This is a genomic window from Acrocarpospora pleiomorpha (genome assembly GCF_009687885.1).
Classification (GTDB): domain Bacteria; phylum Actinomycetota; class Actinomycetes; order Streptosporangiales; family Streptosporangiaceae; genus Acrocarpospora; species Acrocarpospora pleiomorpha.
Genome location: NZ_BLAF01000019.1, coordinates 147,446 through 164,050 on the forward strand (window position 1 = coordinate 147,446; position 16,605 = coordinate 164,050).

At 68.3% G+C, this 16,605-nt stretch carries 15 protein-coding genes; 10 read left to right on the plus strand and 5 right to left on the minus strand.

Annotation, left to right across the window (positions count from 1 at the left end; genetic code table 11):
- Positions 1–20: 20 nt before the first annotated feature.
- Entirely contained in the window at positions 21–485 is a 465-nt protein-coding gene (locus tag Aple_RS18840) for a hypothetical protein (RefSeq protein WP_155345924.1), read from the minus strand.
- Positions 486–706: 221 nt separating this feature from the next.
- On the opposite strand from Aple_RS18840, the gene Aple_RS18845 reads away from it, so the two are divergent.
- The 4 genes from Aple_RS18845 (at position 707) to Aple_RS18860 (ending at position 8,281) form a co-directional block, all read left to right on the plus strand.
- Positions 707–4,555: a Pls/PosA family non-ribosomal peptide synthetase gene (locus Aple_RS18845; protein WP_170321551.1), complete on the plus strand. Its 3,849-nt coding sequence runs from the start codon at positions 707–709 to the stop codon at positions 4,553–4,555.
- A 27-nt stretch (positions 4,556–4,582) separates the two neighbouring features.
- A complete protein-coding gene (locus Aple_RS18850; RefSeq protein ID WP_155345925.1) occupies positions 4,583–5,860 on the plus strand; it encodes a M1 family metallopeptidase in 1,278 nt (425 codons plus the stop codon).
- 968 nt (positions 5,861–6,828) lie between these two features.
- Entirely contained in the window at positions 6,829–7,281 is a 453-nt protein-coding gene (locus Aple_RS18855) for a DUF4396 domain-containing protein (protein ID WP_218038401.1), read from the plus strand.
- A 49-nt stretch (positions 7,282–7,330) separates the two neighbouring features.
- Entirely contained in the window at positions 7,331–8,281 is a 951-nt protein-coding gene (locus Aple_RS18860) for an FAD-dependent oxidoreductase (protein ID WP_155345927.1), read from the plus strand.
- Here the strand turns inward: Aple_RS18860 and Aple_RS55560 are convergent.
- Both Aple_RS55560 and Aple_RS18870 read right to left on the minus strand, forming a co-directional pair.
- Positions 8,268–8,921 (minus strand): hypothetical protein, encoded by a 654-nt coding sequence (locus tag Aple_RS55560; RefSeq protein ID WP_155345928.1) that lies wholly within the window; start codon positions 8,919–8,921, stop codon positions 8,268–8,270. The two genes, Aple_RS18860 and Aple_RS55560, sit on opposite strands and share 14 nt — an antisense overlap.
- Positions 8,922–9,022: 101 nt before the next feature.
- Positions 9,023–10,197 (minus strand): IS3 family transposase gene (locus Aple_RS18870; protein ID WP_373869596.1). Its coding sequence is split into 2 segments (ribosomal slippage): positions 9,023–9,927 and positions 9,927–10,197, totalling 1,176 coding nucleotides; the frame shifts between segments, so codons are not numbered across the junction.
- Between the two features lie 152 nt (positions 10,198–10,349).
- Between Aple_RS18870 and Aple_RS18875 the strand changes: the two genes are divergently transcribed.
- The 4 genes from Aple_RS18875 to Aple_RS18890 all read left to right on the plus strand — a co-directional run bounded on the left by Aple_RS18875 (position 10,350) and on the right by Aple_RS18890 (position 13,739).
- A complete protein-coding gene (locus Aple_RS18875) occupies positions 10,350–10,928 on the plus strand; it encodes a hypothetical protein (RefSeq protein ID WP_155345929.1) in 579 nt (192 codons plus the stop codon).
- Between the two features lie 349 nt (positions 10,929–11,277).
- Positions 11,278–12,039: an SDR family NAD(P)-dependent oxidoreductase gene (locus Aple_RS56305; RefSeq protein WP_218038402.1), complete on the plus strand. Its 762-nt coding sequence runs from the start codon at positions 11,278–11,280 to the stop codon at positions 12,037–12,039.
- 192 nt (positions 12,040–12,231) lie between these two features.
- Positions 12,232–12,690: an NUDIX hydrolase gene (locus Aple_RS18885; protein WP_155345931.1), complete on the plus strand. Its 459-nt coding sequence runs from the start codon at positions 12,232–12,234 to the stop codon at positions 12,688–12,690.
- A 173-nt stretch (positions 12,691–12,863) separates the two neighbouring features.
- On the plus strand, positions 12,864–13,739 hold the full coding sequence (locus Aple_RS18890; RefSeq protein ID WP_246264602.1) for a maleylpyruvate isomerase N-terminal domain-containing protein: 876 nt from the start codon (positions 12,864–12,866) through the stop codon (positions 13,737–13,739).
- A 210-nt stretch (positions 13,740–13,949) separates the two neighbouring features.
- On the opposite strand, the gene Aple_RS18895 is transcribed toward Aple_RS18890, so the two are convergent.
- Together Aple_RS18895 and Aple_RS18900 are read right to left on the minus strand one after the other, a co-directional pair.
- A complete protein-coding gene (locus Aple_RS18895; protein ID WP_155345933.1) occupies positions 13,950–14,168 on the minus strand; it encodes a hypothetical protein in 219 nt (72 codons plus the stop codon).
- Between the two features lie 127 nt (positions 14,169–14,295).
- Entirely contained in the window at positions 14,296–14,814 is a 519-nt protein-coding gene (locus Aple_RS18900; protein ID WP_170321553.1) for an SLATT domain-containing protein, read from the minus strand.
- Positions 14,815–15,043: 229 nt separating this feature from the next.
- On the opposite strand from Aple_RS18900, the gene Aple_RS18905 reads away from it, so the two are divergent.
- Both Aple_RS18905 and Aple_RS18910 read left to right on the plus strand, forming a co-directional pair.
- Positions 15,044–15,526 (plus strand): DNA adenine methylase, encoded by a 483-nt coding sequence (locus Aple_RS18905; RefSeq protein WP_155345935.1) that lies wholly within the window; start codon positions 15,044–15,046, stop codon positions 15,524–15,526.
- A 33-nt stretch (positions 15,527–15,559) separates the two neighbouring features.
- The gene (locus Aple_RS18910; protein ID WP_155345936.1) at positions 15,560–16,318 is read left to right on the plus strand and encodes a hypothetical protein; all 759 of its coding nucleotides are present in this window, start codon (positions 15,560–15,562) and stop codon (positions 16,316–16,318) included.
- Positions 16,319–16,605 lie beyond the last annotated feature (287 nt).

Sequence of the window (16,605 nt, forward strand, 5' to 3'; positions counted from 1 at the left end):
GGAGAACCCCGGTTCGCTGCCTAGTAGCCGCCCGTATCCGAGCCCGTATCCACCACCGGGTCGGCAGCCGGCGCGGGGCTCTTCACCCGGTGGTCGCTGAGGTGCAGGTCGCCGCCGAGCCTGACTCTGAGGGCGTCCAGGACCGGGCGTTCGCCCAGCACCGTCCAGAGGTTCCCGACCAGGTGCGGGTTGTATTCGGGGGCCTGGTCCATCCATTCGTCCTTGCCCTGCTGGGTGGCGAAGGTGTTCACGAAGAACTGGCCGTCTTTGGTCTCGCAGGCGCCGGTGCGGAGCTCCGCGGCGTCCACCTGGATATCCGGCGTGCAGCCGACCTTGGCGGCGAGCTGCTCGACGGTGGGGGGAGGGCCGAGGACGGCCTCCGTGTTGGCCGTCTCACCGCCGGGCTCGCTGCTCCCTGAGCAGGCCACGGTGGACAGCAGTGCGAATGCCGAGACGGCGAGCGCGATCTGGCGCGAACTTGTCAACACAATCGAGATACGCGGCGACGCCGTATCAGGTTCACCCCATTATTATTCCCATTCGTAATGTTATGGGTATAAACCGGGCACATCGGGAATGTTACTAACCGCCGGGTGATTGAATGCAGATGGCGCCAACAGCGCCCGGCGGCCCGGAAGACCGGCCCGAGCGAGCGGGGGACTCCGCTCGGGCGGTGGCTGCTCTCCGTTGACCACCGGGGGAAACCTTGCCTTCATCGCTGTCCGACCTGGCCTTGCCGACCCGGCAAACGACGCAACCCGCGGCGCTCTTTCTCGCCGGTGCGGCTGCCCCGTCGCCGCGTACGCTGCTCGACGTCTTCGACTCGACCGTACGGCGGCACCCCCGGGCAGCGGCTCTCGACGACGGCGCCGTCAGCCTCACCTACGCCGAGCTCGCCTTCGAGGTGACCCGGCTCGCGGCCGAACTCGTCCTGGCGGGAGTGGGCCGGGGCGACCGGGTGGGCGTGCGGGTCCCGTCGGGGACAGCCGATCTGTACGTCGCGATCCTGGCCGTCCTCCGGGCGGGCGCGGCCTACGTCCCGGTGGACGCCGACGATCCGGACGAGCGGGCCGAGCTGGTCTTCGCCGAGGCGGAGGTGTGCGCGGTCGTCGGCGAGAGCCGTACGCTCACGATCCGGCACGAGCCCACCGGCGAGCGCGGGCGGCCGGGACCTGGCGACGACGCGTGGATCATCTTCACCTCCGGCTCCACCGGGAAGCCCAAGGGCGTCGCCGTGTCGCACCGCAGCGCCGCCGCGTTCGTGGACGCCGAGGCGCGGCTGTTCCTGACGGCCGAGCCGATCGCCCCCGGCGACCGGGTGCTGGCGGGGCTCTCCGTGGCGTTCGACGCCTCCTGCGAGGAGATGTGGCTGGCCTGGCGGCACGGCGCCTGCCTGGTTCCGGCGCCGCGGGCGCTGGTGCGCACCGGCATGGATCTGGGGCCCTGGCTGATCGACAAGGGCATCACCGTGGTGTCCACCGTGCCGACGCTGGCCGCGCTGTGGCCGGTGGAGACGCTGGACGAGGTCCGGCTGCTGATCTTCGGCGGCGAGGCCTGCCCGCCCGAGCTGGCCGACCGGCTGGCGGTGCCCGGGCGTGAGGTGTGGAACACCTACGGGCCGACCGAGGCCACCGTGGTGGCGTGCGCGGCGCCGCTCGGGCAGGAGCCGGTCCGGATCGGGCTGCCGCTGGACGGCTGGGATCTCGCCGTGGTCGATCGGACCGGCACGCCGGTCGCGATGGGCGAGACCGGCGAGCTGGTGATCGGCGGCGTCGGCCTGGCCCGCTACCTGGACCCGGTCAAGGACGCCGAGAAGTACGCGCCGCTGCCCACGCTCGGCTGGGAGCGCGCCTACCGCAGCGGCGACCTGGTCAAGGCGGAGCCGGAAGGGCTGCTGTTCGTCGGCCGCGCGGACGAGCAGATCAAGATCGGTGGCCGCCGGATCGAGCTGGGCGAGATCGACGCCGCGCTGCGGGCGCTGCCCGGCGTGGCCGGCGCCGCCGCGGCCGTGCGGACCACCGGCGCGGGCCACCAGCTTCTGGTCGGCTACGTGGTGGCCGCCGACGACTTCGATCCCGGTTCCGCCAGGGATCGGCTGCGCGAGGCGCTCCCGGCCGCGCTGGTCCCCCGGCTCGCCGTGGTGGAGGAGCTGCCGACCCGCACCTCCGGCAAGATCGACAGGGACGCGCTGCCGTGGCCGCTGGCCGCGACCGAGGACACCGGCGGCCTGTCCGGCGTGGAGAAGTGGCTGGCCGAGCGGTGGCAGGAGATCCTCGGCGTCACCTCGGGCGACCCGGCCGCGGACTTCTTCACCCTCGGCGGGACCAGCCTGGCCGCGGCGCGGCTGGTGTCGGTGCTGCGCGACCAGTACCCGAGCGTCGGTGTCGCCGACCTGTACGAACATCCGACCCTGCGCGGGCTCGGGGCGTTCCTGAAGGCGATGGACGCCCAGGACCTGGCCGCCAACGACCGCACGGTGACGCCGCTCCCCCGCAAGGCCGCGCTGATCCAAGCCGTGCTCATGATTCCGCTGCTCACGGTGGGCGCGCTGCGCTGGATCGTGGGCCTGGCCGCGCTGAACAACATCGTCGGCCTGCCCTGGATGCCGGTCGTGTCGTGGTGGTATGTGGCGCTGGGCTGGCTGCTGGTCGTCTCCCCGCTGGGGCGGATGGGCCTGGCGGCGGGCGTGGCCCGGGGGCTGCTGCGCGGGCTGAAGCCGGGGGCGTACCCGCGCGGCGGCGCCACGCACCTGAAATTGTGGTTCGCCGAGCAGTTCGCGGCCAGGATCGGCGTGGCCGAGCTGTCCGGCGCGCCGTGGATCACGCACTACGCGCGGGCGCTGGGTGCGCAGATCGGGCAGGACGCGGATCTGCACACGCTGCCGCCGATCACCGGCATGCTGCGGCTCGGCAAGCACGCGGCCGTCGAACCCGAGGTCGATCTGACCGGATACTGGCTGGACGGCGACCTGCTGCGGGTGGGCGAGATCAGGATCGGCGCGGGCGCCACCCTCGGGGCCCGGTCGACGATCTTCCCTGGCGCCAGGATCGGGAAGAACGCGCAGGTCGTCGCCGGATCCGCGGTGCGCAAGGCGGTTCCGGCCGGGGAACGCTGGGCGGGTGCTCCCGCCGCGCGCACCGGGAAGGCCCGCCATCCCGCCAAACGCCCGCCGCGCTCGCGCCGCTGGGTCGCCCAGTACGCCGTGTCCGCCCTGCTGCTCAGCCTGCTCCCCGCCGTCGCGGCGCTGCCCGGCCTGCTGGTGCTGCATGCGTTTTTGGGGTCCTCGCCCGGGTCGGCCCTCACCGGGGCGCTGCTGGGCGTGCCGCTCGCGACCGTGCTCTCGATGGCGACGTTCGCGCTGCTCATCGTGGTCTCGGTCCGGATGCTGGCCATTTGCCTGCACGCGGGCAGCCATCCCGTGCACAGCCGTACCGCGTGGCAGGCCTGGATGACCGCGCGGCTGATGTCGACGGCCCGGGTGTGGCTGTTCCCGCTGTACGCGAGCGCGTTCACGCCCGTCTGGCTGCGCGCCCTGGGGATGAAGGTCGGGCGGGACGTCGAGCTGTCGACCGTGCTCGCGCTGCCGTCCATGACCACCGTCGGGGACGGCGCCTTCCTGGCCGACGACACGATGGTCGCGCCGTACGAGCTGGACGGCGGCATGATGCGCATCGACCACGTCCGGATCGGCAAGCGCGCCTTCCTCGGCAACTCCGGCATGACCGCGCCCGGCCGCAAGGTCCCGAAGGACGGCCTGGTGGGCGTGCTCTCCGCCGCGCCGAAGAAGGCCAAGGCGGGCTCGTCGTACCTGGGCATGCCGCCCGTGGAGCTGCGCCGCACCGCCGAGGACGCCGACCGCAGCCGCACCTACGACCCGCCGCTCCGCCTCAAGCTGGCCCGCGCCGCCGTCGAATCGTGCAGGATCATCCCCGCGATGGCCACCGTCGCCGTCGCCGTCCTGGTCCTGGCCGCCCTCGAAACCCTCACCATCCGGTACGGCTTCGCGATCGCCGCCCTGCTCGGCGGGTTCGTGCTGGCCGCCGCCGGACTCCTCGCGGCGCTGGTCGCCGTGGCCGCCAAATGGGCGCTGGTGGGGCGGATCCGGCCAGGCAACCGGCCGCTGTGGAGTTCGTTCGTGTGGCGCAGCGAGCTGGCCGACAACTTCGTCGAGGTGCTCGCCGCTCCCTGGTTCGCGCAGCCGTTCCTGGGCACCGCCCCGCTGAACCTGTGGCTGCGCGCGCTGGGCGCCAGAATCGGGCGCGGGGTGTGGTGCGAGACCTACTGGCTGCCCGAGATCGACCTGGTCACGCTGGGGAACGGCGTCTCGGTGAACCGGGGATGCGTGCTGCAGACCCACCTGTTCCACGATCGGGTGATGAGCATCGATACTGTCGTCCTGCGGGACGGATCGACGCTCGGCCCGCACGGGGTCGTCCTGCCCGCCGCGATGGTCGGGGAGAACACCACGGTCGGACCGGCGTCCCTGGTGATGCGCGGGGAATCCCTGCCCGCCCAGACCCGCTGGTTCGGAAACCCGATCGCGGCGTGGTTCTGAGGAGAGGCGTGGTTCTGATGGAGAGCGGTGTCCTATTTTCCTAAGCGTGGTAACGAGGGCTACCGCGTCCTGCACTACGATCTCACGCTGGATTACCGGGTCGTCACCAACCGGCTGACCGGGACCGCCGTGCTGGCCGCGGTCGCGACCGCGCCGCTGGACCGGTTCGAGCTGGATCTGGGGGTGTTCCGGGTCGGGCAGGTGCTGGTCAACGGGGCGCGGGCGCGGTTCTCGCATCGGGAGGGCAAGCTCAGGGTCACGCCGGGGAGCTGGCTGGCGGAGGGGCGGCCGTTCTCGGTGGAGGTGCGGTATGCGGGGAATCCGCGGCCGGTGTCCAGTCCGTGGGGGGAGCTGGGGTGGGATCAGCTGGCGGACGGGGTGATCGTGGCCAGCCAGCCGATCGGGGCTTCGTCGTGGTTTCCGTGTAACGATCGGCCGGCGGAGAAGGCGACGTATCGGATCGCGGTGACGGCGGCTTCGCCGTACCAGGTGGTGGCGAACGGGGTGCGCATCTCTTCGACCCGGGGGGCGTCGACCACGACCTGGGTGTACGAGCAGGGGGAGCCGATGGCGGCGTATCTGGCGAGCGTGCAGATCGGGCGGTATGCCTCGGTGGATCTGGATGGGGTCGTGCCGCAGCGGGTGTACTACCCGGCCCGGCTGGCCACCCGGATCCTGCACGATTTCGGGCGGCAGGATCGCATGATGGCGACGTTCGCCGATCGGTTCGGGCCGTATCCGTTCGGGGGGTACACGGTGGTGGTCACCGATGACGAGCTGGAGATCCCGGTCGAGGCGCAGGGGATGTCGGTGTTCGGGGCCAATCATGTGGACGGTCGGCGTGGGAGCGAGCGGCTGGTCGCGCATGAGCTGGCGCATCAGTGGTTCGGGAACAGCCTGACATTGGGGCATTGGCGGGATATTTGGCTGCATGAGGGGTTCGCGGCATACGCGGAGTGGGTGTGGTCGGAGGCCTCCGGCGGAGATCCGGCCGCCGTACACGCCCGGCGGTGGCATCGCCGCCTGACCACCTTGCCCCAAGATTTCATCCTCGCCGACCCCGGCGCACGCCGCCTCTTCGACGACCGCGTCTACAAACGCGGCGCCCTCACCCTGCACGCCCTCCGCCACACCCTCGGCGACGTCCCCTTCTTCTCCATGCTCCGCGAATGGACCACCGCCCACAGACACGGCACCATCAACACCGGCATGTTCACCGATTTAGCCCGCCATTTCACACCAGAACCCCTAGACCCCCTTTTCGCCTCCTGGCTCTACACAACAAAACTCCCCACCCTTCCCTGACCCATCCCCGCCCGGACCGTGGCACAGCCCAGGATTCTGCCTTTACCCGCCCGCTGCCCCACAGCTCGGCCGGGTAGCCGATCGGCACAGTGAATCCCGTGGTGCGGACCTTCTGCACGACCGCCGGGTTGTCGTTGCAGGAGGGGTAGCCCACGGCACCATCGAGGAGGGTCCCGACCGCGCCGATCTCGTAGTGCCAGTGGCGTAGGGGTGGCGTGACGGAGAACACGGCGCCGACCGGAGTCGACTCGTCATCGGGGCTGAGCCAGGGAGCGCACATCCGCAGGTAGGCGGGTACCGACCGACGCTCAACGCAACATCGACTCCTTGCTTGAGGCAGCGAAGGCCGCAGCCTTTCATCACGCGGGCCGCCTGCGGCCGGGCAGTCGACAAGCACGGTGATTCCCCGACCTTTCCTGACCCGGACCGCCTGTAGCCGGGCAGCCGAAAACACGGCGAATCCCCGGCCTTTCCTAACCCGGGGCGCCTGTGGCTGGGTGGTCAATCATCGCTGTGATAGCGGCTGTCTCGCCCCTGGGCGTTCCCTCGAAAGGCTCGCCGGAGCCGGATTCTGTCCGCCGATCGACCCACTTGAATCTCTTTCGGTTTTGTGGGCCGAGCGTGTGAACCTATGTGACTGATGGGGCGTCATGATTGTCAGGGAGGCCCGAATGGACGTCCTGGACAGCCTTGTCGACACCGAGCTCCATCTGGAACTCGTCCTCGTCGAGGCCCTGCACTGGGAAGCAGAACGGCTGGCCGCCCCAGCCGATCGCTGAACCCCGGCGCCCGTCCTCCACCGTGGAGGGCGGGCGCCCGATTCTCTTCCGCTCAGCTGGCCAGATTGCAGCTGGCCGAAGCCACCTTCCTGGAATCGGAATGACCAGAGCGTTGTTCTCGCCCACATACCCTATGGGGGTATGGCCTGCCGGAGCAGGCGGGTCACGTACCGGATTCTGGGAGCAGAAATGGACCACCGTAACGGGGCGAGCTGGTCAACCGCCGTATCCGCGACACTGCACTGCCTCATAGGCTGCGCCACCGGCGAGATCCTGGGCATGGTCATCGGCACCGCCCTGGGCTGGCCCAATCTCCCGACCCTGATCCTGGCCATCGTGCTGGCCTTCTTCTTTGGGTACGCGCTGACGCTGCGCGGCCTCCGCCGGGCAGGCCTGAGCTGGCGCCGGACGATCCGGCTGGCCCTGGCGGCCGACACGCTGTCGATCCTGGTGATGGAGATCGTGGACAATACCGTCATGCTGGCGGTTCCAGGCGCGATGGACGCGGGATTGACGACCGCGCTGTTCTGGGGCGCCCTGATCGGCTCCCTGGCGATAGCCTTCGCCGTCACCACGCCCATCAACAAGTGGATCATCGGCCGCGGCCGGGGACACGCCGTCCTGCACAGTTACCACCACTGACTGACGGGCATGATCCCCACATAAGGGGCAGGCTCGTCGAGGGGACACCATGGCAGACAGAGCAGATGTCATAGTCGTCGGCGGCGGCGTCATCGGCCTGACCACGGCCGTATGCCTCGCGGAAAGCGGCCTGCGGGTCAAGGTCTGGAGTTCGCTGCTCCGGGAGCGCACCACATCCGCCGTGGCCGGAGCCATGATCGGCGGCCCGGTCTTCAGCGAACCGCTGTCGTCGACCGTCCGCTGGCAGCGCGCCTCCATGGACGAGTTCACCGAACTCGCCAAGGACCCACGCACCGGTTCAAGAGTCGCCCGCGGCCGCCTGGTCAGCCGCCTCGGCAACAGCATCCCACCCTGGGCCACCGAGCTCCCCGGCTTCCAGCCGTGCACACCCGCCGAGAGCGCCGGCTTCCCCGTCGCCTTCTGGATCACCTCACCCCTCGTCGACATGCCCGTCTACCTGAACTACCTCATCGACCGCCTGATCGAGGCAGGCGGCGACATCGAAGTCCGCACCGTGAACTCCCTGGAAGAACCGGCCACCGCCGCCCCCGTCGTCGTCAACTGCACCGGCGTCGGAGCCGCCGCCCTGGCCAACGACGACCAGGTCCACCCCATCCGGGGCCAGCACGTCGTCGTCGAGAACCCCGGCCTGGACGACTTCTTCTACGAAGGCGGCGTCGAAACCGACTGGACCTGCTACATGCCCCACTCCAGCCGCGTCGTCCTCGGCGGCAACGCCGCCCCCGACAACTGGAGCCTCACCCCCGACGACACCCAAACCCAAGCCATCCTCGCCCGCTGCATCGCCATCGAACCCCGCCTCGCCACAGCCAAAATCCTCGCCGTAGAGGTAGGCCTCCGCCCCGGCCGCCCCACCATCCGCCTAGAACCCGACCCCACCAACCCCCACCTAATCCACTGCTACGGCCACGCCGGCACCGGCGTAAGCATGTCCTGGGGCTGCGCCCGCGAAATAACCACCCTGCTCACCAACCCCTAACCCCACCCAACCCCAACAAAGAAGGGCAGCCCGGACCCATACCAGGGGACAGCGGGCACAGCGGGCACAGCGCCCCCGCCCTCATACCGCGCTCGTGGGGTGAGGCTGCCCGGCGCCTGCCCGTAGGCGCGCGTCGTCCGCCCGCTCCGGTACCGGATGCGGAGTCGGCTACGCGGCCGGAGTCGCGTACGACCTCCCGAGCGAGACTGGGGCTGAGCGCGGCGCTGGTGGGGGCGATGCCGGGGTTGGCTGCGACGCCCCGACCGGGGTCGGGTGCGATGTCCCGGGCAAGGGGTGGGTTGAGTGCGGCGCCGATGCGGGCGATGCCGGGGTCAGATGCGGTGGCGTCGGCCATGACGGGGTCGGGTGTGACACCCCGGGAGGTGCCGGGGTGGGGTGCGGCGCTGGTGCGGGTGATACCGGTGTCGGATGCGACGGCGGCGGGGGCGAGACGGGGGTTGGGTGTGATGCCCCGGGCGATGCTGGCGTCGGGTCCGATGGCGGCGGGGTCGGGGGCGGGTGTGACACCCCGGGCGATGCCGAGGTTGGGTGCGACGCCGGTGCGGGCGATGCCGGGGCCGGAGTCGGATACGACCCCCTGGGCGGGGCCGGGGTCGGCTGCGATGGCGGTGGGGGCCATGCCGGAGTCGGATACGACCCCCTGGGCGGGGCCGGGGTTGGGTGCGATGGCGGTGGGGGTGAGGGGCCCCAGCGATTCCGGACAGCGTCTGGTGGTCTGACTTACGCTACAGACTGCCCGGCCAGGTACCGGTCCTCGACTTCCTGCGGAGTCTGATAACCCAGCCCTGAATGCAGACGCCTGCGATTATAGAATCCTTCGATGTATCGGACAACCTGACGGCGTGCCTTGTCCCGGGTTGCGAATGTGAACCTGTTGAGCCACTCGTTCTTCAGCATCGAGAAGAACGACTCAGCCATCGCATTATCCCAGCACACCCCAGTGCGGCCAACCGACTGCCGGACACCCATACTGTCCAGTTTCCGACCGAATGCCTCCGACGTGTAGTTCGACCCGCGATCCGAATGGAAAACCGCCCCCTCGACGAATGAGACATTAACCGCGGCCATATCCATGGCCACCTCGATCAGCGGCGTCTTGAAATGGTCGGCCATCGCCCAGCCAACGACTTTCTTGCTGTAGCAGTCGATGACCGTCGCCACATACAAAAACCCCTCCCAGGTCGGAACATAGGTGATGTCGCCCACGAACTTCACCCCCGGCGCCGGCGCGGTGAAGTCCCGCCCCAACAGGTCCGGGATGCGATGCCCGTCGCCGGCTTCGGTGGTGACCGGCCGCCACGGCGCCGGCTGGCAGACCACCAGGCCCAACTCGCGCATCAGCGCCCGCACCGTCTCCGGGCTGACCCGCTCGCCTTGGCGGCATAATCCCGCGTGCACACGCCGATACCCATAGGTCTCGTAATGCTCGGCGAAAACCCGCGTAATCGCCACCTTCAGCCGCTCCCGCCGCTCGGCGGTCGCCGAAGCGGGACGTTCCCGCCATTCATAGAAACCAGATCGGGAAACGGCCAGCCACCGGCACATGTCCACGATCGCATAGTTCGCCTTCTCCGCGTCGATCAGCTCGTACTTGGCGGTCACCGATTCTCGGCCGCGAAGAAGGCCGCAGCTTTTTTCAGGAAGCTGTTCTCTTCCCGGAGTTTACGGATCTCCCGCTCCAGTTCCAGTTCCCGCTCGCTCTTCCCCGCATTATCTGAAGAGCCGGGTTCGACACCGCCGTGTTCTCGCCGCCATGCTCGCACCCAGTCATGCAAGGTGGTGTCGTTGATACCGAGTTCCCTGGCCACATGCGCCACCGGACGGTCCCCGTCCAGCACCATACGGACGGCCTCGTCCTTGAACTCCCGCGAGTACGGGCCCTTATGCCGCGCCAACTCCTACATCCTTCCGGTCGCCCCAACCCTAGTCGGGGACCTGTCCGGAATCTCTAAGGCACCTCACCCCAATCGGCCTCCCCGACACCCCGACCGGCACTCTGATCAGGTCCCCACCCACGACCGGCACTCTGATCCGCCTCCCAAGCAGCGTGACCACCCTCCCCGACATCCCAACCGGCCTGCCGGGCAGCGTGACCAGTCTGCCGGGCATCGTCACCGGCCAGTTCGGTATGCCGACCGGTTTCCCGGGCACGTTCATCTGTCTCCCGGACACTGTCACCGGCCTGTTGAGCACACTGGCCAGTCACATGTCCGCTGTCGAAGGACTCGTGCCCGGATCCAGGCGAGGGCCAATGGCCGCCGGAGGCTCGGATACCAGAGGGCCGGACACCGGGCTGCTGGGCCGGGCCGATCTGGGTCGGGCCGATCTGGGCAGAGCCGATCTGGGCAGAGCCGATCTGGGCAGTGTCGAACCGGGTGTGGGCGGGTTCGGCGGTGGCCTGGGCGGTGCTGGAGCGCGCCGTTGCGGGGTGTGCTGTGCCGGAACGCGAGGTGCCGGAGTCGCTGCTGGAATCGGCTGCCGTGACTCGAGTTCGGGAGGGATCGAACAGCAGGACCGCGCCACGGGAATCGCCGGGAATACGGCCGATTTCATGCGCCCCGGCACGTCGCCGGGGTGGACGCGGTTGTGGGTCGAGAACTGGGTGGAGGACTGGCGCACCACCTGATCGGACATTGATGGAGAGCTCGACGGGGTTGCGACCGTCAAGGTCGGTTGGGATGCGGGACTGCAGAGGCGGAAAGGATGTGGCGGGGTCGGCGGGACAGGGGGTGGCGGCACGGTGGTCGGGTAGCAGCAGCACCGCACCCGACGTCATCATCGCGGAACACCTCCTGTCGCGGATCGACCGATCGACTTACCACCAGGATATCGCTCACACGTTCGATTATCAACTCTGAGTAGTCACTCATGTGCGAATTGTCGGCAATGTGTAAGCTCGTCTTCTCGGCGCGTCGATGCTGTTCGCTGTTGCGGCAGTGGAGATCCACATGGTGGTCCACGCGGGGTACCGCGGTATGAGGGAGGTCCACGTCGAGTGTTGCTCGGTGCATATCGCGGTCGACGTCGCCTCGCCGGAGTCGCAGAGCGTCGCACGCACGCGTTCTTGGAGAAACTCATTGAACAAGCCGAATGGTGAAGTCGTCATCGTCACCGGTGGCGCCAAGGGCATCGGCCGCACCTACTCGCACGCGCTCGCCGCCGCCGGTTACCGGGTGGCCATCGCCGACATCACCGACCCCGCCGGCACCGTCACCGAGATCGTGGACAACGGTGGCGAGGCCCTCGGGCAGGAGTGCGGCCGTTCCGGGAGACGGCAAAGCGCAGCGCCCTGGACGGGTGGGTGCCTCACACAGGCGATCTTGCCCCTGCGGGGCCTGGATGGCTTCCCGATCTGGACCTGTGCGGTACGGCCCCGGCCACGAGCAGACATTGCCCGCGCCCGAGAGATACGCCATCCTCGCCCCACTGGATGCGTTCGCCGCCAAGGAGGCTGGTCACTCTCGCCGACCTCGGCTACGAGGACGCTACCCAGCGGATTTCCGCCGACCGTACGACAAGCCCGGGAACGGCACGCTCGCCGAGGAGTAGATCCCACATACCATGTCCCCCGCGTGGTCTATGTCCTCGCCGAGCGCGCGAACGCGCAGCTCAAGATGCGTTTCAAGGCGTTACGGACATTAGGGAGCGCCTGTGGAAGATCGGTGAGACTGGCGGGTCTCCGGCCAGCCCGACCCGCTCCACATCTGGGCAACCTGCGGCGCGAAGCTGGGCGGTGAGCCGGCCGCCGGACGGATCGAGTTCGGGGCCAGGTCAAATTCACCGCAGCCCGGCCTAAGGTGATCGACCTGCCCATCGGGGCTGGGCATCCATGGACGTGTGGAATGGGTGATGAGCGTCTTGCTGGAATGGGTCTGCTTCCCGCGTTTGCTTGACCCAGCTGAAACAGTGGTGATGTGAGGGGAAGACGAATGCCCAGGTACCGGACGATCGTGGACGCCATGTTGATCCTGGTTCGGGATGGCCATGTCTTGCTGGCCCAGCGGCAAGGCACTGGGTACGCCGACGGCTGGTGGAATGTCCCCAGCGGGCACCTGGAGGAAGGCGAAACCATCGACCAGGCCGTTATCCGCGAGGCACGTGAGGAGGTTGGGGTCGGTCTGCGGCTGGCGGATCTACGCTTCGTCCATCTGTGCCATTTCCGCAACCCCGAAGGAGAAGGCCGTATTGGAGCCTTCTTCGAGGCCACCATGTGGACCGGCGAGCCGATCAACGCCGAACCACACAAGTGCGCCCAGATCGCCTGGTTTCCCTTCGACCAGCTCCCGGACTGCACCTACCCCTACACGGCTGAAGGCATCACCCACTACGTCAGCGGCCAGGCTTTCGCCGCTGTCGGGTGGCACGAGCATGCTGGGTCCGCCGATTGAGGGATCGGGCGTCCTCATCGGCCTCCGTTTTGGCCGGTGCTGCGAGCTGAAAGCTTCAGGCCCGCGAGGACAAATCAGCAGATGTCCTGATCATCGCACTTCTGAGTAAAGCCGTAAGGGAAGGTGATTGTTAATCTGCTGGTGTTCCAGCTGAGTTCTGGAGGTGCGTCGTGGTGGGGACGATCACGCTAGGGCAATGGCAGACATGCCGGGATGCGCTGCGGCGGACAGGTGACCGGTTTCTCGCGCTGGTCGGAGTCGTGCCCGATCCGGAGGCGATGGCCACCGCGGAGTGGACGGTGGCCGACAGTGTCGCCCACGTGCGCAGCATCGCTTCCCTCTACACCTCGATCCTGCAACCGGACAAGGTGGCGCACCCGTTCCCCGATGTCGAACACAAGATCATGACCACTACGGTGGACACCGTCGCCGAGATCAACGACGTCGTCCTGCGCCAGTTCACCGAACGGGATCTCCGCGTTCTCCACGACCTGCTCGCCGGTGACATCGACGACATTCTGCACGCCACCGAGAACGCCGATCCCACCGCTCCGGTCCCATGGCTGGGCGGTTCCCGCGTCCCGATCGCCGGTGTTCTCGCCCACCTGGTCAACGAGCTCCTGATCCACGGCTGGGATATCGCTCAGGCTGCCAAAACCCGCTGGGAGCTGCCGCCCCAGGACGCCGCCCTGTTCTTCGAACTGTTCCTCGTCGGAATGTTGCGCAACCACGCGGGCGGACTGCTCGGACCCCCGGTCCCCGGCCGCCGGATCGCGGTCGAATTCCATTCCGCCCACACAACCCCCGTCACCCTCGTGCTCCGAGACCGCCAGGTAACCCTCGAAGAGACCGGCCAAGGCGCCGACGTCCGCCTGTCATTCGACCCCCCGACCCTCAACCTGATGCTGTTTGGCCGCATGAGCAAAGCCCGCGCCGCCCTCACCGGCAAGATAATGGCCCGCGGCCCCCGCCTCTGGCGCCTCCCGGAGTTCCTCCGGATCGTCCACCTCCCCTCGAACTCCTATCCGAAGACCGGAAATCCCCGTTGACGTGATTGGCCCTTCCTTCTGTGTGTCGTCAAACTCATCGGTCCAGAGGAAGCCGAATGGGTGAAGCAGCCGTAGGCCAACGCAGAATGGCCGGAACCGATCACGGTTCCGGCCATTCTGCCAGCGACAGGAAGCCAATATGGCTACGCGTCGTTGGTGTGACATATGCAGGCGGCCGACCTGGCGGATCCTTGATCGTTAAGGGGTCTGTTACTCCTCTGTTTCTTCGTCCGCCTCTTCGGCGCGGAACGCCTCGTCGATCGCCTTCCGGGTCCGGCCTTCGCTGCCGGGCAGCAGGTGCGTGTGCGTCCGGAGTGTGAACCGGGCTGCCTCATCGGCGCGGTAGATGCGCGCGCCTACGAAGCAGGATCTTCCCGATCGGTTGACGGCGGGGCGACGATGCGAGAGGTCCAGCTGGACCTGGGCCATGCCGACGTTTCCACGACGGAGATCTACCTGCACAGCCGCGACCGGCTTGAGCGGGACTCGTCGCAGTTGGTGGCGTCGATGCTGGAGTAGGGAGTCATGGTGCTTGCCAGCTACATTCCGCGATGGCTCAGGTAGTGCTAGTTTTCTCTCCCGGTTGCGCCTCGCGTTGGACCGCCCGTCGGATGGCTCGGCGAACTAGCGCGCCGGCGATCGGGGCCGACTTGTTGATGGCGTGCACCCGCTCGGTCAGCTGCAGGAGCTCAGCCCGAATTTCATCGATGGGCAGCCGCGGTAGATCGAAAAGCCGGACGTGCCGGATCACATCGCGTACCTCGATGTACGCATTGCCCGCCGTCGCGCTCGCCGCCCCCTTCTTCTCAGCGCCCACCGCCGTCGAGAGGGCGGCCAGGGCGGCGGCGGCAAGCGCAAGAATGCCAGCCAGAAGGGTGCCCGTTACCTCGGTCAGTGTGCTCACACCGGCCAGGCCGGCGAGCAAGGCAGTCAAGACGTTCAGCAGTGTGCCGAAACCATCCCATTGCCTGGCTCGCAAAAACTGGACCCGCGCGGAAGCATCGACATTGCGCTGGAGGCGCGCTAATTCCTCGGCGAATGAACCGCGTAGGCCATCCACATCGCTGTTTGCCACCCCGGCACCGTATCGGCATGCCCCGCCAGAGAACATAACGACAGAACGCCAGAGCCGGTGAATGGACACAGAGTCACCGGTTCTTCGCATGCACCCACCGAAGGGAGACCGCCCGTGGCACTGCGCCCTCCCTTCCAGTACTACGGCGCCAAGGGTCGGCTCGCCCCATTCCTCGCCTCCTCCTGCCCAAGCACGAGGTGTACTGCGAGCCGTTCGCCGGGTCGCCGCCGTGTTCTTCGCCAAGAATCCCGCGAAGATCGAGACGATCAACGACATCAACGGCGACCTGGTCGCCTACATGCGCGCCCTGCGCGACAGGCCCCACGATCTCCAGTGCGCGATCCAACTCACCCCGTACGCCCGCGCCGAGTACGCTGCGGCGAACCTCGGCGACACGACCACGTCCGACCTGGAGCGGGCACGCCACTGGTGGATCCAGTGCACCCAGTCCCGATCCGGTAGGGCCGGGGCCTCCGCTGTCGCAGGTGTCCGGCGTGGAACTGGTGGTGGTTCGGCTGGTAGTCGTCGGTCGGCGCGGTCCTGGTGGTGCTGGAGCGGCGTACTCGGCGCGGGCGTGCTCGGCATCGTGCTGGCGGTCTTCGCGGTCTGGATGCTGGCGGTGGTTACGTGGGGCGCGCTCGGCGGGACGGTGCTGGTGGTCTCGGGTCTGGTCGTCCTGGGCGGCGGATGCACCGAGGCAAATGTCAAATAAGTGATTTGCGAACTCGTCACTACCATCACAGAGGTGAACCGGGCCACGCGCGGACGCGTCGTTCAGAACGGGAAAAGAATCGTGCCGGTGTTGCTCCTCGCGGCCGGGTGCGGAGTCGTTCGGCCGTGGGCGGCGGAGCCCGCCTACGCCTGCGGCAACAACCCGGTCCCGCTGGAGGTGCTGAGCGACGGCCGTCCGGCCACCCAGCTCGGGCCCGACGGGCGGGCCGCGCTCAAGGGTCACGAGGTGCGTCCGGTCGAGGACCTGCACAAGTGGCGCATCGTCGAGGAGAGCGACGAACGAGTCGCGATCATCCGGGAGCTCGACGAGCCGCGGGACCCGGACACTATGAAGACCACCCATGGTTACCTGCTGGTCGAACGCTTCGGCCCGCCGGACGCCGACGGCCGCCCGAGCTGGCATTTGCGCAGCTCGCGCCGCTGTGACCTGCGGCGGGTCATGGACGGCCTGGGCGTCGCCGACGTCGCCCTCGACCCGGCCCGCCCGGCCACCGGCACCGGTGTCCACCTGCTGGTTACCGAGCGAGCGTGCGCGAGCGGTCAGCCCGCCACCGGGCGCGTCCGCGTGGTCAGCCTGGAGGAGACGGACCGGGAAGTGGGCTTGGTCATTGGCGTCGAAAGATTTGACGGCGGCGGAGCTGTGACGTGCCAGGGCAATCCGCCCACGCCGTTCACCGTCGAGCTGGGCCAACCGCTGGGTGACCGTGTCCTGCGCGACGCCGGGGTCCATCCCACCCGCGAGATTGTCGAGTTTCGCCGTTCCGCCCGATGAAGCGCATGACGCACGAATGCGCGTCAAGTGCGTCGCAATGGCAAGCGACGCCAAACGTTGCGGAAGGCCGGACCGTGAAGGGGGCATCAGTGGCAGACAGGCTCTGAGCCCGGAGGGCCTTGCGGAGCGCTTGGGGGTGCCCATCATGACCGTCTACGCCTGGAACTCGCGCGGATCGGCCCCCGCTTCATGAAGTTCGGCAAGCACGTCCGGTACAAGATCGCCGACGTGGAATTGTGGCAGGAGGCGCACTATGCGGAGCAGGCGGCGAGCTGCTGTCACCAGCC

What these genes read in the sequence shown, in the direction of transcription:
- Aple_RS18860 (WP_155345927.1), top strand. Translation starts at nt 7,331, where the DNA reads ATGGCAGACAGAGCAGATGTCATAGTCGTCGGCGGCGGCGTCATCGGC.
- Aple_RS55560 (WP_155345928.1), bottom strand. Translation starts at nt 8,921, where the DNA reads ATGGCCCCCACCGCCATCGCAGCCGACCCCGGCCCCGCCCAGGGGGTC.
- Aple_RS18885 (WP_155345931.1), top strand. Translation starts at nt 12,232, where the DNA reads ATGCCCAGGTACCGGACGATCGTGGACGCCATGTTGATCCTGGTTCGG.
- Aple_RS18895 (WP_155345933.1), bottom strand. Translation starts at nt 14,168, where the DNA reads ATGGCCCAGGTCCAGCTGGACCTCTCGCATCGTCGCCCCGCCGTCAAC.
- Aple_RS18855 (WP_218038401.1), top strand. Translation starts at nt 6,829, where the DNA reads ATGGACCACCGTAACGGGGCGAGCTGGTCAACCGCCGTATCCGCGACA.
- Aple_RS56305 (WP_218038402.1), top strand. Translation starts at nt 11,278, where the DNA reads ATGAGGGAGGTCCACGTCGAGTGTTGCTCGGTGCATATCGCGGTCGAC.